Below are 23,952 nucleotides of genomic sequence, written 5' to 3' on the forward strand. Positions count from 1 at the left end.
CGGAACCGCCGTATGCGACCCACGCTTGTACGGTGGTGTGAGAGGACGGAGGCCGTGAGGCCTCCTCCTACTCGATTGATTTATGCTACCAATCGTAATAAATAACTGGTCACGTTTTATCTTCTCTTTCGCTCGAATTTTTTATCCTTAACTATCTTTAACTTTGAGATGACCCCCTTTTCTATAGTTTTATTAACCTACGGTTTTTTTACACAGTCTGAGAATATTATGAAATTTCGTTATTTGGTTGCTAGCCTCATCGGCTGCTGTAGTGCCTCGCTTGCTCACGCTTCTGAAGGCCCAACCTTAGAAGTTGGTTTAGCTCTCGACCAAGATTTAAGCGTCGTTGCTGAATTTGCTCAAAAGTATCGTGTCACCATTGGTAACGATGGTGCTGCATTTGACTATATTTTTCAGCGCGGTCAGTTTCAAACTGAAGCACCGTTAAGCTGGTACGTAGGTGCTGGTGCATGGGCTGATTGGCATGATGATTTTGGCTTACGTTTACCGCTAGGTGTGAAAGCCAATTTCTACGAAGGTTGGAATGTTTACGCGCAAATACACCCTGAACTCGACATGTATAAAGGTCTTGAGTTGCAAGTGGGTGGCGCACTGGGTGTGACCTACAAATTTTAACGAGCAAGAAAACTCGTTTTATAATGAAAAGCTAGCATTTCGCTGGCTTTTCGTTTTTTTAACTATCAATATCAGCTTTTCATTGATGTTGATTGAAAAGCCGTTCGATGAACAGTAAGCACGCCATAAACCCCGCATTTTAATCACCTAGCACGAAGAATAAAATCAAGCCTCCAACCATGAGGAGATTTGAAATGGGAAAACAACGCACCAATCAAGAATGGTAAATGCTTATCGAACAATCTGAATCGAGTTCACTGTCGACACTCGCGTTTTGTAAGCTCAATGAACTTAACCCCTCAACGTTCTATGCCAAGTGCTAGCAACTCAATAAAACTGACGTATCTCTAGGCTTTGTCCGAGATAAAGTCGTCGAAAATAAGACTAAGTATCAAGCTCAGGATGCATCCAACCAAGTCAAAGGTCATTTACTGTAAGGACAGCAATCGACCGCTTGCATATCCAATACAAATGCGTAAATTAGCAGGCTATCTGGAACTTAGGTTGAGGCGTAGGGCAGGCGAAAGTATAAACGTCTTGCAGGGTATAAGCGGAAAAGCTCACAGTGGTTAAGGCATGTCGTTCAAAGTAGACCAAGTCTATTCATCCACTGGCATTATTTTGAAGATCAACGATTGGGTAATAGGAGCCGTATGATATGAGAGTATCACATACGGTTCTGCGAGAGGCTAGAGGTGAAATTCCTCTGGTCTACTCACCATAAAACAGGTTTCGCCCTCTGGTATAAACGTCTCGAAAAAGCTAAGTATAAGTGGCCTTCAAAAGAGAAAAGTCAGGTGTTTACCCCACTTAATTTGAGCTTGATAGACTGCTATCTGAGTTCACAATCATCGGCCATGAAACCATCAAAATAAAAAATTTACAATGAGTTAATCGAGAATAAAACCTTATCTGCCAAGTGTTAATGGCATGGTTTTAGTATAATAAATGGTTCATCGCGGCTTTCCGGGGAACGCGATGAACCTAAAAGTGCCAGATGTAACTCTGACACATCAAAAACAAAAATTAAAACCTTAAACTCTAAACTTTAAGGATTTGAGACGCAGGATGCGTAGTCCGTGTCGCTCGGATCAGTGCTGACGTCGCCGCCATTGAAGAGGTCCACGATGTAATTGTCAGAACCATCAGGTGTCGCAGACCAATAGACGTAGGTCGGCCAACCGCGCGTGATAAACATATTGCCGAATACACCGTATAGTTCCGTTTGTAATTCGTCTTTTGTCGCTAAACTCCAGTTCGTCCGTCCGCCGAAACTAAGGGTGTTGTAGGTATTACACAGTGCATTTGCGTTAGTCCAGTTGAATTTGTAAAAATCACCAGCTGGGCTGGTAATTCCATTTTCAGTATAAACACCGTCTGTAGCACTACCGCCAATGCTGTCTAGATAGGCCACTGAAGGTGAATTGGTAAACAACTTACCACTACCTGTATCGAAGATATCAATACATACACCCGCCAATGAACCACATACATTCACGTCCACCGTATTACTAGTCACATTATCTTTGGTGGCCGTGAGTGTCGTATACCCCGCTTCAACTGCAGATAATAACCCCGCTGCTGACACGGTAGCCGTCGCCGTATCGATAGGTGTCCACGTCACGGAGTTAGATATGTCAGACGATGTGGCATCACTGAACGTCGCTGTTGCTGTTAACTGTTGATTCTGACCTTTCGCAATATTCACAGGCGAAGGCGTCACTTGAATGGCAGTAATGACCGCTGCCGAAACATTCACATCCACCGTATTACTGATCACACCATCTTTGGTGGCCGTGAGTGTCGTATTACCCATTTCAACCGCAGATAATAAACCCGCTGTTGACACGGTCGCCGTCGCCGTATCGATAGGTGTCCACATCACTTCGCTAGAGATACCAGACGATGTTCCATCACTGTACGTCGCTGTTGCAATTAACTGTTGGGTCTGACCTTTCGCAATACTCACAGGCGAAGGCGTCACTTGAATGGCAGTAATGACTGCTGCCGAGACATTCACGTCCACCGTATTACTGGTCACTCCATCCATCGTGGCCGTGAGGGTCGTATTACCCGCTTCAACCCCAGTTAATACCCCCGATGCTGACACGGTAGCGGTCGCCGTATCGATATCTGTCCACGTCACTGAGTTTGTGATCGGAGAGGAAGTACCATCGCTGTACGTTGCATCGGCAACTAACTGTTCAGTCTGACCTTTCGCAACACTCACAGGCGAAGGCGTCACTTGAATGGCAGTAATGACCGCTGCCGAGACATTCACGTCCACCGTATTACTGGTCACTCCATCCATCGTGGCCGTGAGTGTCGTATAACCCGCTTCAACCGCAGAGAATATGCCTGGCTCATCAAAGAGTCCTACATCAGAGTCGCTTGTGTGCCAATCACTCACGGTTAAATCCGTCAATGGACGAGATAAGCCATCAGAGTAGTGACCAACCGCTTCAAAGGGCTGCTTGTTACCTACCGCAAGCGTCAGCTGACTTATGCCTTGTGTTGTTATTGGCGATGCGACGATATCTATACGTTCTAATTTTACGGTTGGTTCAGAGAAAGCACCTTCTGAATTACAACCGGTTAATAGCATTAATAGTGGAAAAATCGCTATTGCAAATAGAGATTTAAAATATTTACTCATAGTAATACAACCTATTCTTGATCTTGAAACTGGAAGCTAGGGATCGTGATTTCAACTCGGCAATTTTTAGCTCGTCCTTCTGCAGTATTGTTGTCTGCAATAGGTTGAGACTCACCTTTACCTCTCCACTCAAGTTGCGTCGGTGTGGCACCCAATTCAATCAGCTTATTGACAACCGCTTGAGCACGACGTTCGGAAAGATTTTGGTTGTAGAGTGCTGAACCTGTTGAGTCAGTGTGTCCAACAACTTTGGCCTGAGCTTGAGGGTAAAGATTTAATATTGAAGACATCTCGATTAATTGGTCAATAAACTCTTGGCTAAGTTCGACTGAATCAAAACCAAACAATCCATCTGTAGTTTTTGGTGAAAAGACCTGTATTTGAGGTGGTGCTTTTACAGTGGTTGTCTCTTTAACGGGAGTATCTTCAATAATAGATGTTGGCGCTGTTTCGACTAACGCTGGTTGAGTTGCACTGTCAAATGTATAGGTTAGACTGACCAACAACCCATTGCTATCATACTTACCCGTGTTTGACTTACCAATACTGTCAATGTATTGATAGCCAGCTGATATTCGGACATTAGGGTTAAAGATGTAGTTAACCCCCACCTCTCCGAGAGGAGAAAAACCAGTGGCATCGATTTTATTTGAAGAAAGTTGCGTTTGTTCCATGTCCCAATAAGCAGCACCAAGTCGGCCGTATAAACTTAGGTTATCTTGTAGGTACCAATCGTAACGAAGAGCACTTTCAATTAACCAAGTTTTAACATTAACCGAGCTGGTATCCGCCTTTAGTTTATCGTGATATTGATAGCCTAAATCCCAACTCCAAGAGGGAGTAAACTGTAACCCGCCATAGAGACCTAAAATGGTGCCGTCTGGATTTGAATGCTTGTAATTGTTGTCTTGGGCCCATTGATACCCACCCTTTACGCCAACAAAAACCTGAGGGGATTCCGTCACAGCTAGTACAGGAATGCTGAATAAACCAGTAAGTAATATTATTTTTTTCATAATTTCAGATAGATAGATAGATAGATAGAGTCTTTGTTAAGCACACATTGCATGTAGTACATGAGGACTTAAAAAGTGGTCGGCTTTGTTTGTACTTTATTTTCTGCAAATAACGAACTCTCATCATATCAAAAAAATAAAAAACATAATATACCCGTACTCATTGAAGGTGCTTGATTTTCAGTAAAATCAGGATCATGCTACTCTGAATATGTAGGTATTGAATGGAAGAGCTTAGGTTGAGTTTTTCTAATTCAGAGCGTTGGTTGGAATAGAAAAGACCGAAACGTCCTTTCTCAAGCGGTGTTTCAATCGCGAAGGTAACGTTTTCGGATCCTTCCATATCATAGGTTTTTCCTGTTTGATCTTCGACACTGCCACCAGCGGTATAACCGATCATAGGAGTAATGATGACCTCCGCTGAAGCATAGCTGTTTGAAACCGAAAGCAGCGCGATCAGTGCCATCATATTTGCTTTGTTATTCATGAGTATATCCTTATCCACACACCGATTAATTGTGATGGTTACATCAATATTGTGCGAGTAATTTCGATGATTCTTGAAGATACTTCACACACCTGATAGTACTTAGAGAAATTAATAATAACTCAGAGGTGTCTATGGAAAATAATCTGAAAAATGCCCTACAAATAACCGCTTTCATTTACGTCATTATTTTTGCCTTTGGAATTATTGCTATTGGTAGCTAATACCATCAATTGCGAGGCTGGGTTTTTATACTCAGGAAACCATGAATAGTGGGATCATCACCAATCTTGATAGAGCAATAGACTTAAATTATTACTCCAAGTTTATTGCTGGAAAAACGGCACTGGTTGCCCAAGGTGGCGGGCAGAGAAGTATTTTTACGTCTGGCGTGCTCGATGCCTTTCTCATTTCTAACTTTGACCCCTTCGATGAGTTTTTTGGTACTTCTGCTGGTGCTCTTAACTTATGCGCTTATCTTTGCCGCGATAAAGGTCTTGGTCGCTCTTTTGTTCTCGACCTGACCACTTCGCCAGAATTTTTCAATCTTTTTTCTTATATACGACATCGAAAGAACCTCGGCTTAGATTGGGCCTTAGAGCAGGTCATGGCGTACCCCTATAAGCTTGCTCTCGATCTTGGAAGGCGCACCCTAGGCGATCGACAATTCTTTGCCGCAGTAACGGATTCAAAAGATCTTAGAGATCACTATTTCCCATTGCTGGGCGAAGATTGGTACAAAGTGATGGTGGCCACGTGTGCCATTCCGCGCTTGTACAATTATGAGATACGTATTGGCGACAGTGCGTATGTCGACGGTGGTGTCTCCGCGTCTATCCCGGTGCAAGAGGCTTGGCGCAGGCAGGCTCGATCTATCGTCGTGATTAGAACAGAGCCAGCGGCTGAGTCTGCGGATAATGTGACGATTGAGGCTCAAAACAAGCCAGCTCTGAGTAAAGCGCCTAAGCCAATATCAGCCGAAGAGCTGGAATGGTTCCGTGAATCGTTTGAGAGTGTTCAAGGCCATTGGCAACAAAAGGTCGAGCAGTGGAAAAGTGATTGGACTTCATTTTTTCAGCAGCAGATTTTGAGCTCAAAAGAACAAAAACGCGATAGCGGACATCTCGATCTTCTGAATGGTGGTCGATGGTTATTTGGTGCGGATGATATTTACCGTTTGAGTCATTTGATTGGCGATAAATTTGATTCAGGACTTGCAGACATGCTGATGGTGCATTATCAAACCTATTCGCTGACTCAAGATTTTCTAAGTTCACCACCAGACGATGCCTTTGTGGTGCAGATAGCACCAAGCCAACCGCTTAAGTCGAGCTCTTTAATGAGCAATAAAGACGATTTGCAACATGATTACGAATTGGGCTTGGAGGCAGGCTATCGATTTGTCGACACTTATACTTCGACAGATAATGCTCGCATCTCCCATGCATCGTAACTGACGAATTTCTTCAGGAGTGAGAAGGTTGATGGTTAGAAGAGCAAGCAACGAAAGCCTTAATGTTTAAATCGATCGTGTATGAGGGATAACACGTGGTGCAAAATGGTTATTGGACTGGGTTCAATAACCATTTTAGTTTTTAATGGGGCTAAGAGGGGGATTCGCTTTTAAGAAAAGAGCGTTCAATGATTAACCATCACATCTTCACTTAACAATCACCAAACTACTCTCTATTCCTCCCTAGGAGACGGGTAATATTCTCATGCAGTTGGTGGAGCCTGCGACATCCATGATGTCCCCTTGAGTGACGATCACCAGATCGCCAAATTTAAGGTAGCCTTGCTCCTTCAAGCTAGCTAGGGTTGATAGGGCGATATCAAAGCTGTCTTTGGCTTCTGTCTCGAAATAGATAGGGGTGACGCCTCGGTACAAGCTACAACGATTAAGCGTTCCTTCATTTCGTGATAATGCGTAAATCGGCATATCGGCACTTAAGCGTGACATCATGAGTGCAGTGCGGCCAGACTCGGTGAGAGTGACCACGCCTTTGATGCCTTCCATATGGTTTGCAGAATAAATGGTTGCCATTGACACCGTCTCTTCAGCAGTAATGAAGGTGCCGTCAATGCGGTAATTCGATGGGTTAATGCCTGCCATCTTTTCTGCACCAATGCACACCTCGGCCATCGACTTCACGGTTTCTACTGGGTAGGCACCGGCGGCGGTTTCCCCGGATAGCATTACCGCATCCGTTCCATCAAGCACCGCATTTGCCACATCCATGACTTCTGCACGAGTGGGCATCGGTGCGGAGATCATCGACTCCATCATCTGAGTGGCGGTGATAATGGTTCGATTCAGCGCTCTAGCGCGGCGTATCAGCTGTTTTTGTACTCCGACCAACTCTGGGTCACCAATCTCAACGCCGAGGTCACCACGGGCTACCATGACCACATCTGAGGCCATTATGATGTCATCCATGTTTTCAATGGTGGCGACCGTTTCTGCTCGCTCTACTTTGGCGACCAGATGGGCGTCTAACCCCGCTTCTCGTACCAATTTTCGAGCGTAGTACATATCTTCACCGTTACGTGGAAAAGAGACGGCAAGGTAATCCACTTGGATTTGTGCGGCGGTGATGATGTCTCGCTTGTCTTTGGCGGTGAGTGCTTCTGCAGAAAGCCCACCGTTTTTTTTATTGATGCCTTTGTTATTGGAAAGAGGGCCGCCAATGAGCACTTCGGTGTGCACCCTACAACCTTCAACTTTGGTGACTTTCAGTTGCACACGACCATCGTCGAGGAGCAGAGTATCATTGACAGCGACGTCGTTAGGCAGCTCTTTATAGTCGAGTCCGACCGCATGTTGATTACCCTCACCCAAACCAAGGCTGCTGTCGAGTGTAAACGCATCACCGACGGCAAGCTGAATTTTACCGTCTTTGAAGGTCGATACGCGAATTTTAGGGCCTTGCAAGTCTCCGAGAATAGCGATTTGTTTGCCAAGTCTTTTGGCGATGGAGCGGACTTTTTCGGCGCGCTGTATATGGTCGTCGCTGCTGCCATGAGAAAAGTTCAGACGGACGATATTGGCACCGGCTTTGATGATTTCTTCAAGCACGTTACCTTTATCTGTTGAAGGGCCTAGCGTTGTGACGATTTTTGTTTTTCTTAATTCGGCAGTCATGAATACTCCTAGAGTGAGACCAAGTAACCTTTGTAAACACTGATTTAAGTATATGCATTAATTGATAATTTAATGGGAGTTTGGAGGATATTTCGTTATTTGGTGGTATTTATTGAACTTTGCACTTAAGATCGATGTTTTTATATAGAAATTAAGTCTCAATTTATCGATAAGAGTGATGAATTTTATTAAAACTATTTGACTCGATACACAAAGATTCATGTATATACGTGACACTGGTCACGGCGATATATCAAGTGACTTCACAATTACTTCGCAAAGTAAAAAAATTAAACTGTTGATGATTTCTGGAGCGTAAAATGTACATGGCTCAACCGGGCCATATTGATCATATCAAACAGGTCAATGCTGGTCGTGTATACAAACTAATTGACCATAAAGGTCCTATTTCTCGTATTGAGTTGTCCAAGCAAAGTGAGTTGGCTCCGGCGAGTATTACCAAAATTACCCGTGAACTTATTGAAGCTCACCTCATTCATGAAACGACGGTTCAAGAAGCCACGACTCGTGGGCGTCCTGCTGTCGGTTTGCAAGTCAATAACGAAGGTTGGCAGTTTCTGTCGATGCGTCTTGGTCGAGGGTACCTTACGCTCGCGCTTCATGAATTGGGCGGCGATGTGCTGATCGATACAAAAATTGATATTCATGAACGCGATCAAGAAGATGTGCTCGCGCGCCTTCTCCATGAAATCGATGAATTCTTTCAAACCTATGCTGAGCAACTCGATAGGGTGACGAGTATAGCAATCACCTTGCCGGGGCTTGTGAATTCAGAGCAAGGTATCGTGCTGCAAATGCCGCACTATAACGTTGAAAATTTGGCGCTTGGGCCGGAGATCTACAAAGAAACCGGCCTGCCTGTATTCATCGCCAATGATACCCATGCTTGGGCATTGGCAGAGAAGCTATTTGGTAACTCACAAGATAACGATAACTCTGTTCTTATTTCGATTCACCATGGCTTAGGGGCGGGGATCATCCTTGATGGTCGTGTGCTGCAAGGACGTCACGGTAATATCGGTGAACTGGGGCATATCCAAATCGATAAACAGGGGAAACGTTGCCACTGTGGTAACCGAGGCTGTTTAGAAACGGTAGCGAGTTCTCAGGCGATCCGTGAGCAGGTCAAAGAGCGACTGACAAATGGTGAAGCATCGTTGCTGACCGCGTTTGAAGAAGTTACGATCGAACAGATCTGCTCAGCCGCCGCTGATGGGGACCCACTAGCGGTTGACGTTATCGAGCAGCTAGGACGTTATCTCGGTGCCGCGATTGCGATTGTGATTAATTTATTTAACCCAGAGAAAATTTTGGTGGGTGGGGTCATCAATCAAGCAAAAAGCGTGTTATACCCTGCGATTCAAAAATGCATCGAAGAGCAGAGTTTATCGGTTTACCACCAAGATTTAGAGCTGGTGGAGTCTCGCTTCTATAAGCAGGCCACTATGCCTGGTGCAGCGCTTGTCAAGCAGGCTTTGTATGATGGTCAGCTGTTAATGAAGGTGATAGAAGGCTAACCTCTTTGGGTTACCCTATCGTTTCGCTTTTACCTTTCATGTTACGTTAACCCGCCCCAGGCGCTTAAGCTTGGTATTACCTCTCAGGTTGTACTGAGTTTAAGCATTTATGCAATGGCGCGTTGCTTTAACCTATTGAAGTAGGCTATTGTCACTATCGTCATTATTTGTTAATACGGTTATTATTTGTCACTAAGGTGTTGTATGTCTGGCGTTTTAAATTCGGTTGATCAGAGAACTAAATTGGTTGGTGAGAACCGCCTGGAGCTGCTGTTATTTAGTCTAAATAGCCGCCAACTGTTCGCGATTAACGTCTTTAAAGTGAAAGAAGTCCTAAAAGTGCCTGCACTGACGCGTTTACCCGGCTCCCACCACCATATTACTGGGGTGGCTTCTTTACGAGGCGAATCGGTTCCTGTGATTGATCTGCGCAGCGCAATTGGCTTCCCACCCTCTCGTGCAGAGTCTCAAGAGAGCAACTTAATCATTACGGAATATAACCGAAGCGTACAAGGGTTCTTGGTCGGTCAAGTACGCAATATTGTGAACACGATGTGGACTGAAATTCAGCCGCCGCCAAAAACGACTGGGCGTGCCAATTACTTAACAGCCATCACGCATATTCAAGAAGAAGAGCAACATAAAATCGTTGAGATCATCGATGTAGAGAAGGTATTGGCAGAGATCATCGATTACGATGTGTCTATCTCTGAGGGTGTGTTAGATGAGCAGCTAGCGCATGAGATGGTCGGTCGTAATGTTCTTATTGTTGATGACTCTTCTACTGCGCGCAACCAGATCAAAGGCACCTTGTCACAACTTGGCCTGAACATTATTGAGTGTTGTGATGGCTTAGAAGCTCTCAACTTACTCAAAGGTTGGTGCGATGAAGGTAAAGACATCAACCAAGAAATATTATTGATGATCACCGATGCTGAAATGCCGGAAATGGATGGCTATAAACTGACTCATGAAGTACGAACGGATCCTAGAATGCAGGATCTGTTTATTACACTGAATACGTCATTGAGTGGCAGTTTTAATGAAGCTATGGTTGAGAAAGTCGGGTGTAACCGCTTTATTTCTAAGTTCCAGCCAGACTTATTGGTTGAAGTGACTCAAGAGCGATTACGTCAAATCTTATAGTTGACGTTGCGTTCAACGAATTGGATCAAAGTTGAAGTCCAGCTATCAGTCAATAATTTAAACTGAACTAAAGGGAAGCGAGTGCTTCCCTTGTGGTATTGACACCTTTAGTCAGCTGTTAACCGAAATAGCCATTTTGATCGTTAATGGAAATCTCTTGATTTGGTATTCAAGTCAATAATTTCATCGGTCATATCGATAAGTTTCCCGGCAATCACATGCACAACTTCACCTTCCTTTTCTAATATTCCTTGTACCTTTAATGCTTTAGCTGTGAGATAAGCTTGCTGTTGAGCACGCGCCGTGGCTCCCCATACCACCACGTTGATATTGCCAGTGCTGTCCTCAAGTGTGACAAAGGTGACACCGGCTGCGGTGCCGGGTGACTGCTTGCCAGTGACTAAACCAACAACCGTGACCATGGATTTGTGTCTTTGTTGTATCAAGTCTTTCATATGAGTGAATCGACCTAATCGATTCGCTTCTTCTAGCAAAGTGATTGGGTGCTTGTTTAATGAAATCCCGACACTGGTGAAATCTTCGAGTAGATCTTGCATCTCGTTGGGCTTGTGCAGTGTGTGTTCGCCATGCTCACCCTCGGTATCGTCATAGACCTGGCTAAACAGAGGTAGATCAGAAGCGGAGTCCATGATCGCCCAGCGCGTCTGAAAGCGGTCTCCCGAAACGTTGTGCAGTGCGTTGGCTGATGCGAGTAGCTCTATGTCCTTCCTATTCATCGATAGCTGTTTTACTTGGCTAGGATGGCGATAACCAGAATTCGGACGATTGGCAAGTACGCTTTGAATACCGTGTTCACTCAAGCCTTTGATTTGTCGCAACCCTAATCGAATCGCTAGACCATCCTGATGAGAGACAACCGTGTGGTCGTTTTGAGAAGCGTTCACACATACCGGAAGTATCGTCACATTGTGACGCTGCGCATCTTGTACCAACTGTGAGGGGCTGTAAAAGCCCATGGGTTGGCTATTCAGCAAAGAAGCATAAAAGCACTCTGGATAGTAGCATTTCAACCAAGCGGAACAATAGGCTAATACCGCAAATGAAGCCGAGTGGCTTTCAGGGAAACCGTACTCACCAAAGCCACATATCTGTTTAAAGATCTGTTCGGCAAACTCGGTTTCGTAGCCTCGCTTTTGCATGCCTTCGATGAGCTTGGTTTTGAACTTAAAGACGTTGCCATTCTTCTTCCAAGCGGCCATTGCGCGTCTGAGCTGATCCGCCTCACCACCTGTGAACCCTGCAGCCACCATTGCGAGTTTAATCACTTGCTCTTGAAATATCGGTACACCTAAAGTACGCGAGAGTACCGACTCAACATCCTTAGAAGGGTAGCTGATTGGCTCAATACCATCGCGACGCTTTAAGAACGGGTGCACCATATCGCCTTGAATTGGTCCTGGACGCACGATCGCGATTTGAATCACTAGGTCGTAATAAGTTCTTGGCTTAAGCCTTGGCAACATGCTCATTTGTGCTCGTGACTCAATTTGGAATATGCCGACGGTGTCTGCTCGCTGAATCATGCCGTAAACCTGAGGATCATCCTTAAGGCGAGTGATCTCTGCGATCGTTAACGAACGTCCATGAATACGCTTGATCAGGTCAAAGCATTTTCTAATTGCAGAGAGCATACCCAATGCGAGCACATCTACTTTTAGTAGTCCCAAGGTTTCAAGATCATCTTTGTCCCATTGAATTATGGTTCGATCATGCATCGCTGCATTCTCGACAGGAACTAATTCATATAAGGGGCCAGAGGAGATCACAAAGCCGCCCACATGCTGAGACAGATGACGTGGAAAGCCGATGATTTCATTCACTAAGTGGATAAACTGCTGACCTTTCAAAGAGTCCGGTTGCAGTCCCAATTGGGTGAGCTGAGCTTGCCAACCTAAGCTTTTGTCCCTGCGATTGGTGTTCTTAATGAAATAATCAAGCTGGGTTTCTTGCAGCCCTAAAGCTTTTCCGACATCCCTTACCGCACTTTTGAAGCGATATGAAATCACAGTCGCGGCAAGCGCAGCGCGTTCTCTACCGTACTTCTTGTAGATGTATTGGATGACTTCTTCACGGCGTTCGTGTTCAAAATCGACATCAATATCAGGCGGCTCATCACGCTCTTTACTGATGAAGCGTTCAAACAGTACCGAGATTTGTCTTGGGTCGACAGAGGTGATCTCTAGGCAATAACAGACCACGGAATTAGCCGCTGACCCTCGACCTTGGTAAAGAATGCCTTGGCTTTTAGCAAACATCACGATGTCGTGAATCGTGAGAAAAAAGAAAGGGTAGTCGAGCTCGCCAATCAACCCCAGCTCTTTATCTATGATCTGCTGGATGTCATGAGGGACACCTTGTGGAAAGCGAGCCTTTTTTCCTTTCTCGACCAACATGCGCAGATAACTCATGGGTGTCTCACCTTGAGGAATCAGTTCACTTGGGTATTCGTAACGTAGGCTACCTAAATCAAAGTCACACAGCTCAGAGATTCGGTTGCTCTCTTCCAGCCACTCAGCTTTGAAGATATGAGAGAGCTTATTGATGCTTCGTAAACAGCGCTCGGCATTCGCCAGTAAGTGACTGCCAACTTCGGTCACTGATTTTTGATATTTAATCGCGGTAAGTGAGTGCTGTAAGGGCAAGCGATTAGCGTTGTGCATCAACACGCCACCACAAGCTGTAATCGGTAATTGATGATGTTGTGACAGTTCAACACAGTAATCTGTGTATTGTTGGTCGGTTTGTTTTAGGTGTCGCTGCAAGCCAATCCACAATCGACCGGAATGATGTTGAGAAAGCCACTGTCCCCAATGTGCGTCTTCATTTTTCTGTTGCGGTAGCCACAGGATGAAACAGTGCTTAGCCGACATAATATCCCACTCAGAGAGCTGATAGTGCCCTTTGCTGCTACGACGTCTCGCATTGGTGATAATACGGCACAGCTCGGCATAGGCTTGTCTGTTTGGGCACAATAAGACCACTTGGCACTCGTCATTTAACCAAAACATGCTCCCGACAATTTGTTTGAGCGACAGCTTGTGTTGCTTGATTGCAGAGTGAACCTTCACGATGCCCGCGACCGAGCACTCATCAGTAACCGCGAGTGCTTGGTAACGTAAAAAATCGGCCTGTAGAACCAACTCTTCCGCGTGTGAAGCCCCTTCAAGGAAGGAGTAATTACTTTGACAGAAAAGCTCTGAGTATTGCTGAGACATAATGGAATCTCACTTAACCATTGCGAGTAAACATGATTGAAAAGGGGCGTTTTAATGGGACAAATGGCAAGAACGACTTACCATGCTAACTAGCTGAATAAGCCGTGTAAGAACCACTGTTTATCGGGTGTTCTGAACACCCATAGCCATCGACCGTTTTCACTGTGAGCAATAAAGTAGTCTCGAATGATTTTTTCACCATCCCACCACCCAGAAACGATACGCTCAGGGCCCTGAGATAAGGTGACGCTTTCGGTTAATGCTTCAGGTTCTGGTAGTAAAATACTGGGCCTGAGTCGCTGTTGGTTAATGTTGTTCGTTGTTGTGGCTCGTTGATCGAGTTCTTGTGGAGCTCGCCCCTTTTTCGCCGTATGACTTAGTGTTGGAAGCGAATATTGATTGGCTTTCTCTGGCCTAGGATCTTGTTGTATTTTCGGCGTTTGAATACAGGCCTGTCCAAGCTTCGCCTGTAACAGTGAAAGTAGGTCTAACGCAGCAAGTGTTCCTGTATTGCCATCAAAAAGATCATAGTAGGCCATTTGGGGTTCTCCATGGCGAACCAAGGTGAGGGTTAGCCCTTGAACGGGGGCTGTGATCTTCAGTGACTCTAAGGTCAGATGCGTTAGGTTCGCCCATTTGCTAGCAAGGTAATCGCCCTGCGCCGAATAGAAAGAGACATGATGATCGTCTTTATCCCTAAGATGCAGAGTCAGCGTTAACTCAAACGCTACTCTGTCACGTAGCTTCAAAAAGCATTCCAGTTGATTCAACAATTTCAGCAGCGGCTTTTCGATAAATAGAATGTTTTCAATATCAAACAGCAGCTCCAGATATTGCTGGAAGCTTTCTGGTGGATGATAGAAATCAATAGGGTGCTTGAACTGCCCATTAAGGCGACCAACATAATTGACCAAGTCGATATCAAAACGACGTGCGACTTCTTGCAAAGGTAGCTTCAATAGTTCTTCAACGATATTAATGCCGACACGATTTAAGCGCTCAACTTGCTTAGGTGGTAGCTCGCTAGAACTTAGAGCTTGTTGGTTAACCCAAGTCTTCATGTGTTGAACATTGTTCGTTGCTTGGTTGATCGCTTGTTTGCCCAAAAGGATCGCAGAAAGCGGTGAGTAACCCGTCGCAAAGCTGAACTGGATGTTGAGTGCTTCTAAATGGTTTTTGAGTTCATGCCAATAGTTATCTAGTCCGTCGTAAAGTGACAGCATGTTAGAGGCTTTAATCAACAAACCATTAGGTGGCAATAACGCCATATCAGAAGTGACCAGATACGCCCATTGAGCTATCTCTTTCAGCTTATTTTTCTCTAGCTCAATACTGTAAGGGTGGACGTGTAAGTTATGGCAAAGCGCCGCCGCAGACCCTAGCCCCATGTCCAGTGTAATGCCTGAGTCCAGCGCGACTTGGTTAGCTTGCAGCACACGATGATCTTTTTCGTCGACGATGATAATAGGTTGCTCGTGTGATTCTTCGTTCGAACCCAATTCATTAGAGTTAAATAAGGTATCCAACTGCAGAGATGGAAAGTGCAGATAAAGCCACAGCATGCGTTAACCTTGCTTCGCAATAGGAAAGGCCAATACAGTATTACCTGACAGATCGTGGTGTGAACAGTCGATGTTGATGACTTTTTCTGTCAGTAACGGCCAATTGTGGGTCATATCGAGAATAAAGCTGCCATACGACCAACTGCCTTTTCTCTTAGTCACCTCAACCTTTAATCCCTGCGCGTGAGAAGAGAGCTTCATGCTCAAAGAAACGGGCAGAGATAACTGATTATGGCTAGTGGCTTTAAAGTGAAATTGCAGGCATTTACCTGTTTCACTTGCTGCTTGTAGGCGTTTGGTTTGGTGAATTTCGAGATCGGTTCCCCATAACAATACAGAATGACAAGCACCACTCTTGAGGCATTGCTCGGCTGCCCATAATGCATCGAGGTTGCGTTGAGGCTCGATCACCAAGATGTTATCGAGTTCAATCCCTTGGCTGCTAAAAAACTCGGCACAGATCTTCCCTGGCGGGTTAATGAATATGGCCAGCTTCTGTGAGTTTTGCTGAGCTAAATAGGGCGTAAGCAGGCGAAGCTCGCCTATCCCTTGTTGTGATTCGACTTCAATAACGCCGTGTGTAGGAAAGCCACCATCAAGCTGTTTATCCAATTGCGGATAGCCTGTCGAAGTGGTATTTCCTTGCGTTGTTGATTGTAGCCCTTTCCAGATTAGCTGGCGGTCTTGTAAGTTTTTTATGAGTTCATGCATAATTAAATACCTGTATATTTATACAGTATATTGGACAATGAAAAAGATGCAAAGCAAAATGATGAAAATTAGTGGAAGTAAGTATTAGGTGGTTGATTTAGATACAAAAAAAGCCGCTATTAAAGCGACTTCTTGTTATTGGTTATAATATCAGCTACTTAGGTTGAGCGTCGATACATTGGCCATTAATGTCTGTCACACTTGGGTTCATTAAGTGTAGGTACAGTGGGATGATGTCGAGTGGCGTTTTCAGCTTGTTCGCATCTTCACCTGGGTACGCTTTTGCACGCATACGTGTTTGAGTTCCTCCTGGGTTGATTGCGTTAACACGGATGTTTGTGTCTTCAAGCTCATCCGCTAGGATTTGCATCATGCCTTCGGTAGCAAACTTAGATATTGCGTAACTGCCCCAGAATGCACGGCCAGAGTGACCAACCGTTGAAGAGGTGAATACTATACGACCCGCGTCTGCTTTCTTAAGGGCAGGCAGCAGTGCTTGGGTCATTAGGAACTCAGACTTGACATTGATTTGCATAACATCGTCAAAGGTTTCTTCATCAATCTGCTCAAACGGACTCAGAGTGCCGAGAACACCTGCATTATGAAGTAGACCGTCTAAACGACCGAACTGTGATGCAATGGTTTCAGCCATATCAACGTAGTTCTGCTTTGTCGCGCCTTTTAAATCCAATGGGATAATTGCAGGTTGTGGGTAACCCGCGCTTTCGATTTCATCGTAAATGAATTCAAGGTTTTTAACATTGCGGCCTAACAGAATGACCGTTGCGCCATGTTGAGCGAAGCTTAGTGCAGCTTGGCGACCAATACCAGCACCGGCACCTGTAACCAAAATTACTTTATCTTTGAGGGCATCTGTAGAGATTGGGTAATCCACTGTGCTTATCCTTCTTTCTTTTATTATGTTCGTCATTCCATTGATGTTTAATCACACAGATAACCGTAGGAATGATGAGAAATTCTTGGTAATCGTGACAAGATGGTTACAATACACTAATTCATACAATAGGGGATATGACATTGGAATTTTTGTTGGACTACGGCTTGTTTTTAGCCAAGATTGCGACCGTTGTAATCGCCATCATTGCAATTTTAGTCATTGCTAAATCTGTGGGTGGAAAATCAAGCGCGATTAAAGGTGAGCTGGAAATCACGAACCTATCTGAGTACCATAAACAGACGATCGAACAGTTAGAGCACCATCTACACGATGATGCTTTCATCAAAGCCCGTGATAAAGCAGAAAAGAAAACGGAAAAAGAGAAAGTAAAATCACGTGGTAAAGAAGTAAAACAAGCGGCAAAAGAGGGGGAGCTGGATAGCAAGCGTGAACCACACCTCTTTGTTCTCGATTTTAATGGCAGTATTGATGCGAAAGAAGTCGCTTCTCTACGTGAAGAGGTGACAGCGGTTCTAGCTGTGGCTCGTGAAGGTGATGAAGTATTGCTTAAACTAGAATCTGGTGGTGGCATGGTTCACGGCTATGGCTTGGCGTCTTCTCAGCTTGATCGTATCAAAGCAGTAGGTCTGCCTCTGACTATCTCGGTAGACAAAGTAGCAGCAAGTGGCGGTTACATGATGGCATGTATCGCAGACAAAATTGTATCTGCACCGTTTGCTATTGTTGGCTCTATTGGTGTTATCGCTCAACTGCCCAACTTCAATAAACTGCTTAAAAAGCACGATATTGAGTTCGAGCAGCTAACAGCGGGTGAGTACAAACGTACATTAACCATGTTTGGTGAGAACAGCGATAAAGCACGCGAGAAGTTTAAAGAAGAGCTAGAAGAGACACATGGCTTATTCAAAGACTTTATTCGTGACCACCGCCCAGCTCTCGACCTTGAGAAAGTAGCAACGGGTGAGCACTGGTTTGGTACACAAGCGCATGAACTTGGGCTGGTGGATGAGATCCGTACTTCTGATGATTTAGTGGTTGAAGCATGCAAAGACAAAACGGTGCTTGCGATTCACTACGTACAAAAGAAAAAGCTTTCAGACAAGCTAGCAGGTGTGGCAGGTAAATCGGCAGACAGCGTGCTGATGAAGCTGATTGAACGCGGCCAAAAGCCGATTGTTTAAGCTTATTCAGTTTTAGATCTAGTTTATAGTTCTAGGTTCAGTGCCTTACGTACATTTAAAGACGTTTGAGCCTTAAAGAGAAAGCGCATAAGTTATTAGGCTTATGCGCTTTTTTATAGCTCCACTTCCGAGTGGGTTGACCACTATGTTGTAGGGGGAGCGGAGTTTGATACCAATCACTGACTTGCTGCGAGTGGTATTAAATCTTGGCTCCATAATCATTGCGTTTTGGACAAGTGGTTAGAATTTCTCTATGTCCCGTGTCTTTGACCTCTTCCAAAATCACATCAAAACCCCATAATCGATAGAGGTGCTTCATCACTTCATCGTAGCCTTTATCAAGCGGTATACGATCGTGAGGCACATACTGTAGTGTCATGGAGCGATCACCACGGACATCGACGTTGAACACTTGAATATTCGGCTCAAGGTTACTTAGGTTATATTGCGCTGCAAGCTTCTCACGAATCAAGCGATAGCCTGGGTCATCGTGAATCGCACTCACTTCAATGATATTTTTACGGTCGTCGTCGAGTACCGCGAACAGCTTGAAGTCTCGAATGATCTTTGGAGAAAGATATTGGCTGATAAAGCTTTCATCTTTGAAGTTATGCATCGCAAAGTGCACCGCTTCTAACCAATCGCTTCCTGCTAACTCAGGGAACCACTCTCTGTCTTCATCTGTTGGCTCCTCACAGATACGGCGTATGTCTCTAAACATAGCAAAGCCAAGCGCATAAGGGTTTATTCCACTGAAGTAAGGGCTGTTGTAAGCCGGTTGTGCGACCACACTGGTGTGGCTGTGCAGGAACTCTAAGATGAACTTGTCACTCACCAAACCTTCGTCATAAAGGTGATTTAGAATGGTGTAGTGCCAGAAGGTTGCCCAACCTTCATTCATCACTTGCGTCTGTTTCTGAGGATAGAAATACTGGCTCACCTTACGAACAATACGAACACACTCACGCTGCCAAGGTTCAAGCAGTGGGGCGTTCTTCTCAATAAAGTAGAGAATGTTTTCTTGAGGCTCACTAGGAAAGCGGATCTTGGTCTCTTCTTCTTTACTTTTATTTTGAGGAACGGTTCGCCAAAGTTCATTAACTTGAGATTGCAGATAGGCCTCACGCTCTTCTTGTCTTGCTGTTTCTTCGGCAATGGAAATCTTCTCAGGGCGTTTGTATCTGTCTACGCCGTAATTCATTAGTGCATGACAAGAATCGAGAAGCTTTTCAACCTCTGAAACACCGTATTTTTCTTCACAGTCGGTAATGTATTTCTTCGCGAATAAGAGATAGTCAATAATGGATCCAGCATCTGTCCAAGTTTGGAACAGGTAGTTGCCCTTAAAGAACGAGTTATGACCATAACAGGCGTGAGCCATAACCAGCGCCTGCATCGTGACGGTGTTTTCTTCCATCAGATAAGCGATACAAGGGTTGGAATTGATTACGATTTCATACGCGAGCCCCATTTGACCATGCTTGTAGTTTTGTTCTGTTTGAATGAACTTCTTACCAAATGACCAGTGGTTGTAATTAATAGGCATACCGATACTCGAGTACGCATCCATCATTTGTTCAGAAGTGATCACTTCGATTTGGTTAGGGTAAGTGTCTAGTCGGTAATGCTGCGCGACACGCTTAATTTCGACATGATATTGCTCTAAGAGGTTGAACGTCCAATCCGGGCCGTCAGGCAGTATCTTGTCGTTTTTATTCTGTGCAGCCGTGTCTTTATCTGCAATGTCTGATTTCTCTGCAACGTTTGATTTCGCTGTCATGGCAAGCCCCCTTACGCTGTCTCTTTTTGGAACAGTTCTCTAAACACAGGGAAAATATCATCCACTGTTTTGATGTTTTTCATCGCGAAGTTGTCAAAGCTACTTTCAAGTTTCTCGTATTCATGCCAAAGGGTTTGATGAGAGCGGCGTGTGATTTCGATGTAAGAGTAATATTGGCAAGTCGGCAGCAGCGTGTTGACCAGCAGCTCTTTACAGCGAGGTGAATCATCTGCCCAGTTATCGCCATCGGAGGCTTGTGCCGCGTAGATGTTCCATTCATTCGCAGGGTAGCGGTCTGCGACAATTTCTTTCATCAGTTTCAGTGCGCTGGAAACAATAGTGCCTCCGGTCTCTTGTGAGTAGAAGAATTCATGTTCGTCGACCTCTTTGGCTTGAGTATGGTGACGAATGAACACCACATCGACGTTTTCATAAGTGCGGTTTAAGAATAAGTAGAGTAGAACATAGAAGCGCTTAGCAATGTCTTTGGTCGCTTGATCCATTGAGCCTGAGACGTCCATCAAACAGAACATGACGGCTTGGCTAGATGGAATAGGCCGCTTCTCATAGTTTTTATAACGCAGATCGAAGGTGTCAATGAATGGCACGCCATCGATCTTCTTGCGCAGCTTAGCGATCTCCTCTTTGATACGAGTTTCTTCAAAGGGTTGCGCTGGCTCGGTCATTTGAACTTGATCTAGTTGATCCATGAGCGTTTTCAAGTCGCGCTTTTTGCTTGCCGTCATTGCAGTTCTACGAGCAAGGGACTGCTGCAATGAGCGGACAATCGCGATATTCGATGGGATCCCTGCGCTTTGGTAACCTGAGCGATGGGTCTTCCATTCAGTGATTTTATTGACTTGATTCTTTTCTAGATTAGGCAGGGCTAAATCTTCAAACAGAATATCAAGATACTCATCTTTTGAGATTTGGAAAGAAAACTCATCTTGTCCTTCGCCATCAGGGCTCGCGTCCCCTTGACCGGAGCCGCCGCCTTGGCCGCCTTTAGGACGTTCGATTTTATCACCCGTGATGAATTGATCATTCCCCGGGTGAACGCGTTCCCTTAAGCCTCCTTGGCCTTGATGAAAGCTGGGTTCTTTGATGTCTTTGTGAGGAATCGTAACGCCTTCACCTGATTCAGTATTGGTGATGGAGCGTCGGTTGACTGCATCGGCGACAGATTCTTTGATTTGCTCTTTATGACGTCGTATGAAGCGCTGCCTATTGACAGCACTCTTATTCTTGCCATTGAGCCTCCGATCGATAAATTGTGCCATATGAACTCCCTCTCATCTGATGTCGCAATCCTACTTTTAATTAGGGTATAAGAGTTATTTATTAGGGTATAAGTGTTGTTAAGGTATAAAAATATTATTTGGTTATACGAGCTGTCCACTTGAACAGCTCAGTAGCGCTTGATTATGAGGATTTACGAACTCTTAGGTACCACTCGGATAGCAGTCTTACTTGTTTCTCGGTGTAGCCTTTTTCCATCATACGAGCAACGAAGTCGTCGTGTTTTTTCTGATCATCTGTTGAGGTCTTAGCATTGAACGAAATAACAGGAAGCAGCTCTTCTGTATTAGAGAACATTTTCTTCTCAATCACAGTGCGCAGTTTCTCGTAGCTTGTCCAAACTGGGTTTTGACCGTTGTTGTTGGCTTTGGCACGAAGCACAAAGTTCACAATCTCATTTCGGAAGTCTTTTGGGTTACTGATCCCAGCTGTTTTCTCGATTTTCTCAAGTTCACCATTCAGAGAAGCGCGGTCAAATAGTTGGCCTGTTTCTGGATCACGGTACTCTTGATCTTGGATCCAGAAATCAGCGTAGGTGACATAGCGGTCGAAGATATTTTGACCGTATTCCGAGTAAGACTCTAGATACGCGGTTTGGATCTCTTTACCGATAAATTCGACGTAGCGTGGTACTAAATATCCTTTCAAGAACTCTAGATACTTCTCGGCGGTCTCTTGAGGGAATTGCTCGCGTTCAATTTGCTGCTCAATAACGTAGAACAGGTGCACTGGGTTCGCAGCCACCTCGGCTTGGTCGAAGTTAAACACACGAGACAGGATCTTAAAGGCGAAACGGGTAGATAGCCCAGACATACCTTCGTCAACGCCCGCATAGTCGCGGTACTCTTGATAGCTCTTTGCTTTTGGATCGGTGTCTTTTAGAGTCTCACCGTCGTAAACACGCATTTTGGAGAACAGAGAAGAGTTTTCCGGCTCTTTGAGTCGCGATAGGATGCTGAATTGCGAAAGCAGATCGAGTGTACTTGGTGAGCAAGGGGCTTTGGATAGCTCACTGTGTTCAAGCAGTTTCTTGTAGATCTTCACCTCTTCGGAGACGCGCAGACAGTAAGGGACTTTTACTATGTAGACACGGTCGAGGAAGGCCTCGTTGTTTTTGTTGTTACGGAAGGTTTGCCACTCGGATTCGTTCGAGTGAGCCAGAATCATACCGTCAAAAGGCAGGGCAGAAAGCCCTTCGGTGCCGTTGAAGTTTCCTTCTTGTGTGGCCGTTAGTAGAGGGTGCAATACCTTGATGGGTGCCTTGAACATCTCCACGAACTCCATCACACCTTGGTTGGCTTTACACAGTGCACCAGAGTAGCTGTAGGCATCAGGATCATCTTGCGAGAAGTGCTCAAGTTGACGAATATCGACTTTACCCACTAGAGAGGAAATGTCTTGGTTGTTCTCATCACCAGGCTCTGTTTTCGCAATCGCCACTTGATCGAGAATCGAAGGGCGTAGTTTGATGACTTTGAATTTAGATATGTCACCGCCAAAATCGTGTAGGCGCTTAGCGGCCCATGGCGACATAATTGAGCGAAGGTAGCGTTTCTCAATGCCGTATTCGTTCTTTAGTAAGTCACCATCTTCATTGACATCAAATAGGCAGAAAGGGTGATCATTGACTGGGCTGCGCTCACCATCAGCAGACAATACATAGATCGGCATCTTCTGCATTAATGCTTTGAGTTTTTCTGCAAGAGATGATTTACCGCCGCCCACCGGGCCGAGCAAATAAAGGATCTGCTTGCGTTCTTCTAGACCTTGCGCAGCATGTTTTAAATAAGAGACAATCTGCTCAATGGCATCTTCCATACCATAGAAATCTTTGAATTCGCTGTAGCGCGATATTACACGGTTCGAGAAAATACGACTTAGCTGAGGATCTTGAGCGGTGTCAATGACTTCCGGTTCACCAATAGCCAGTAGTAGGCGCTCAGCAGCGTTCGCGTAAGCACTTTTATCGTCTTTACACAGCGCTAAGAATTCTTGCAATGATAGCTCTTCTTCCTTGGCCGCTTCATAACGTGATTGATAGTGGTCAAAAATACTCATAGTCACATTCCCCTTGTTAACCAGTCAAACTGACGAGCGATTTTAAATAGGCTCTCCCTACATTTTAAGGTTAGACCTGCTTAGGCAATTTTGCTTAACAATTATGTATTTATTTACATTTTTGCATGATGCAACCCTATAGAAAGCAACAGGCAACTTATCGCACGTAGAATCAAATTAGTTTATTTAACAGGGTGGCTAGTCGTTTGTTTTGTGATTTCAGGTCGTTTTATAATTCTTGTACTGTATTTGTGGGTGTTGAATGTATAGCTGGCATTTATCAAATTTTTAGAGTGAAGTACTGTATAGTGCGTGATGTTATCAACAAATGGTTAATAAATAGTGATAAACCGTGAAGAACCAATTTAGATGAATTAGACGCAGGCTGGGATGGTCAATACTTTATTGGTTTGAGGGCATATATGAATGTGACGGCAAATATTTGTAATCACTGGTGGGGTTCGTTATACCAACCTTGAAGGTGATATAGAGGAAAGTCCAACACTTGAAAGTGGCATTCATATGTCAGGAAATGTTGACGTTGCTTACGTTTTCTAGCTCAAAGAAGCGAACGAAAAAGGGTTA

The 23,952-nt window shown here is 44.8% G+C and carries 16 protein-coding genes and 2 pseudogenes; 7 read left to right on the forward strand and 11 right to left on the reverse strand.

The features are described 5' to 3' along the window. Positions 1 to 228 precede the first annotated feature (228 nt). Both Q1A70_RS05640 and tnpB read left to right on the forward strand, forming a co-directional pair. Complete coding sequence (locus Q1A70_RS05640; protein WP_299687792.1) at positions 229 to 636, forward strand: hypothetical protein; 408 nt, start codon at positions 229 to 231, stop codon at positions 634 to 636. Between the two features lie 695 nt (positions 637 to 1,331). After that, the gene (gene tnpB, locus Q1A70_RS20860) at positions 1,332 to 1,511 is read left to right on the forward strand and encodes an IS66 family insertion sequence element accessory protein TnpB (protein WP_363318234.1); all 180 of its coding nucleotides are present in this window, start codon (positions 1,332 to 1,334) and stop codon (positions 1,509 to 1,511) included. Positions 1,512 to 1,684: 173 nt separating this feature from the next. Here tnpB and Q1A70_RS05645 read toward each other — a convergent pair whose 3' ends face one another. The 3 genes and pseudogenes from Q1A70_RS05645 to Q1A70_RS05655 form a co-directional block, all read right to left on the reverse strand. Next, entirely contained in the window at positions 1,685 to 3,292 is a 1,608-nt protein-coding gene (locus tag Q1A70_RS05645; RefSeq protein WP_299687795.1) for an Ig-like domain-containing protein, read from the reverse strand. Positions 3,293 to 3,303: 11 nt separating this feature from the next. Continuing rightward, the gene (locus Q1A70_RS05650; RefSeq protein WP_299687798.1) at positions 3,304 to 4,308 is read right to left on the reverse strand and encodes an OmpA family protein; all 1,005 of its coding nucleotides are present in this window, start codon (positions 4,306 to 4,308) and stop codon (positions 3,304 to 3,306) included. 199 nt (positions 4,309 to 4,507) lie between these two features. After that, positions 4,508 to 4,795 (reverse strand): annotated as a pseudogene (locus tag Q1A70_RS05655) (porin family protein); the annotation flags it as partial. A gap of 265 nt (positions 4,796 to 5,060) precedes the next feature. Between Q1A70_RS05655 and Q1A70_RS05660 the strand changes: the two are divergent. Beyond that, complete coding sequence (locus Q1A70_RS05660) at positions 5,061 to 6,248, forward strand: DUF6363 domain-containing protein (RefSeq protein WP_299687801.1); 1,188 nt, start codon at positions 5,061 to 5,063, stop codon at positions 6,246 to 6,248. A gap of 243 nt (positions 6,249 to 6,491) precedes the next feature. Here Q1A70_RS05660 and pyk read toward each other — a convergent pair whose 3' ends face one another. After that, a complete protein-coding gene (pyk, locus tag Q1A70_RS05665) occupies positions 6,492 to 7,937 on the reverse strand; it encodes a pyruvate kinase (RefSeq protein ID WP_299687804.1) in 1,446 nt (481 codons plus the stop codon). A gap of 320 nt (positions 7,938 to 8,257) precedes the next feature. On the opposite strand from pyk, the gene Q1A70_RS05670 reads away from it, so the two are divergent. Then, complete coding sequence (locus Q1A70_RS05670; RefSeq protein ID WP_299687807.1) at positions 8,258 to 9,475, forward strand: ROK family protein; 1,218 nt, start codon at positions 8,258 to 8,260, stop codon at positions 9,473 to 9,475. A 204-nt stretch (positions 9,476 to 9,679) separates the two neighbouring features. Next, the gene (locus Q1A70_RS05675; RefSeq protein ID WP_299687810.1) at positions 9,680 to 10,621 is read left to right on the forward strand and encodes a chemotaxis protein CheV; all 942 of its coding nucleotides are present in this window, start codon (positions 9,680 to 9,682) and stop codon (positions 10,619 to 10,621) included. A gap of 143 nt (positions 10,622 to 10,764) precedes the next feature. Here the strand turns inward: Q1A70_RS05675 and Q1A70_RS05680 are convergent, their stop codons facing one another. The 4 genes from Q1A70_RS05680 to Q1A70_RS05695 all read right to left on the reverse strand — a co-directional run bounded on the left by Q1A70_RS05680 (position 10,765) and on the right by Q1A70_RS05695 (position 17,025). Then, positions 10,765 to 13,857 carry an error-prone DNA polymerase gene (locus Q1A70_RS05680; RefSeq protein WP_299687813.1) on the reverse strand — a complete coding sequence of 1,031 codons (3,093 nt, stop codon included), beginning with the start codon at positions 13,855 to 13,857 and terminating at the stop codon, positions 10,765 to 10,767. Between the two features lie 89 nt (positions 13,858 to 13,946). Then, entirely contained in the window at positions 13,947 to 15,419 is a 1,473-nt protein-coding gene (locus Q1A70_RS05685) for a DNA polymerase Y family protein (protein ID WP_299687816.1), read from the reverse strand. A gap of 3 nt (positions 15,420 to 15,422) precedes the next feature. After that, positions 15,423 to 16,130 carry a translesion DNA synthesis-associated protein ImuA gene (imuA, locus tag Q1A70_RS05690; RefSeq protein ID WP_299687819.1) on the reverse strand — a complete coding sequence of 236 codons (708 nt, stop codon included), beginning with the start codon at positions 16,128 to 16,130 and terminating at the stop codon, positions 15,423 to 15,425. A 154-nt stretch (positions 16,131 to 16,284) separates the two neighbouring features. Then, positions 16,285 to 17,025 carry a YciK family oxidoreductase gene (locus Q1A70_RS05695; protein ID WP_299687822.1) on the reverse strand — a complete coding sequence of 247 codons (741 nt, stop codon included), beginning with the start codon at positions 17,023 to 17,025 and terminating at the stop codon, positions 16,285 to 16,287. Positions 17,026 to 17,162: 137 nt separating this feature from the next. On the opposite strand from Q1A70_RS05695, the gene sohB reads away from it, so the two are divergent. Continuing rightward, complete coding sequence (gene sohB, locus Q1A70_RS05700) at positions 17,163 to 18,230, forward strand: protease SohB (RefSeq protein ID WP_299687825.1); 1,068 nt, start codon at positions 17,163 to 17,165, stop codon at positions 18,228 to 18,230. 199 nt (positions 18,231 to 18,429) lie between these two features. On the opposite strand, the gene Q1A70_RS05705 is transcribed toward sohB, so the two are convergent. The 3 genes from Q1A70_RS05705 to Q1A70_RS05715 form a co-directional block, all read right to left on the reverse strand. Further along, complete coding sequence (locus Q1A70_RS05705) at positions 18,430 to 20,010, reverse strand: SpoVR family protein (protein ID WP_299687829.1); 1,581 nt, start codon at positions 20,008 to 20,010, stop codon at positions 18,430 to 18,432. A gap of 11 nt (positions 20,011 to 20,021) precedes the next feature. Continuing rightward, positions 20,022 to 21,290 (reverse strand): YeaH/YhbH family protein, encoded by a 1,269-nt coding sequence (locus Q1A70_RS05710; RefSeq protein ID WP_299687832.1) that lies wholly within the window; start codon positions 21,288 to 21,290, stop codon positions 20,022 to 20,024. Positions 21,291 to 21,432: 142 nt separating this feature from the next. Further along, positions 21,433 to 23,367: a PrkA family serine protein kinase gene (locus Q1A70_RS05715; protein ID WP_299687835.1), complete on the reverse strand. Its 1,935-nt coding sequence runs from the start codon at positions 23,365 to 23,367 to the stop codon at positions 21,433 to 21,435. Positions 23,368 to 23,702: 335 nt separating this feature from the next. Here Q1A70_RS05715 and Q1A70_RS05720 point away from each other — a divergent pair. Then, positions 23,703 to 23,925 (forward strand): annotated as a pseudogene (locus Q1A70_RS05720) (MipA/OmpV family protein); the annotation flags it as partial. Positions 23,926 to 23,952 lie beyond the last annotated feature (27 nt).

The sequence above is a fragment of the uncultured Vibrio sp. genome, from assembly GCF_947488985.1.
Classification (GTDB): Bacteria; Pseudomonadota; Gammaproteobacteria; order Enterobacterales; family Vibrionaceae; genus Vibrio.

Bases quoted from the DNA above. Each gene is read 5' to 3' on its own strand.
- Q1A70_RS05650 (WP_299687798.1), bottom strand. From the start codon at position 4,308: ATGAAAAAAATAATATTACTTACTGGTTTATTCAGCATTCCTGTACTA.
- Q1A70_RS05660 (WP_299687801.1), top strand. From the start codon at position 5,061: ATGAATAGTGGGATCATCACCAATCTTGATAGAGCAATAGACTTAAAT.
- Q1A70_RS05715 (WP_299687835.1), bottom strand. From the start codon at position 23,367: ATGAGTATTTTTGACCACTATCAATCACGTTATGAAGCGGCCAAGGAA.
- pyk (WP_299687804.1), bottom strand. From the start codon at position 7,937: ATGACTGCCGAATTAAGAAAAACAAAAATCGTCACAACGCTAGGCCCT.
- sohB (WP_299687825.1), top strand. From the start codon at position 17,163: ATGACATTGGAATTTTTGTTGGACTACGGCTTGTTTTTAGCCAAGATT.
- Q1A70_RS05640 (WP_299687792.1), top strand. From the start codon at position 229: ATGAAATTTCGTTATTTGGTTGCTAGCCTCATCGGCTGCTGTAGTGCC.
- imuA (WP_299687819.1), bottom strand. From the start codon at position 16,130: ATGCATGAACTCATAAAAAACTTACAAGACCGCCAGCTAATCTGGAAA.
- Q1A70_RS05705 (WP_299687829.1), bottom strand. From the start codon at position 20,010: ATGACAGCGAAATCAAACGTTGCAGAGAAATCAGACATTGCAGATAAA.
- Q1A70_RS05675 (WP_299687810.1), top strand. From the start codon at position 9,680: ATGTCTGGCGTTTTAAATTCGGTTGATCAGAGAACTAAATTGGTTGGT.
- Q1A70_RS05710 (WP_299687832.1), bottom strand. From the start codon at position 21,290: ATGGCACAATTTATCGATCGGAGGCTCAATGGCAAGAATAAGAGTGCT.
- Q1A70_RS05685 (WP_299687816.1), bottom strand. From the start codon at position 15,419: ATGCTGTGGCTTTATCTGCACTTTCCATCTCTGCAGTTGGATACCTTA.
- Q1A70_RS05680 (WP_299687813.1), bottom strand. From the start codon at position 13,857: ATGTCTCAGCAATACTCAGAGCTTTTCTGTCAAAGTAATTACTCCTTC.
- Q1A70_RS05645 (WP_299687795.1), bottom strand. From the start codon at position 3,292: ATGAGTAAATATTTTAAATCTCTATTTGCAATAGCGATTTTTCCACTA.
- Q1A70_RS05670 (WP_299687807.1), top strand. From the start codon at position 8,258: ATGTACATGGCTCAACCGGGCCATATTGATCATATCAAACAGGTCAAT.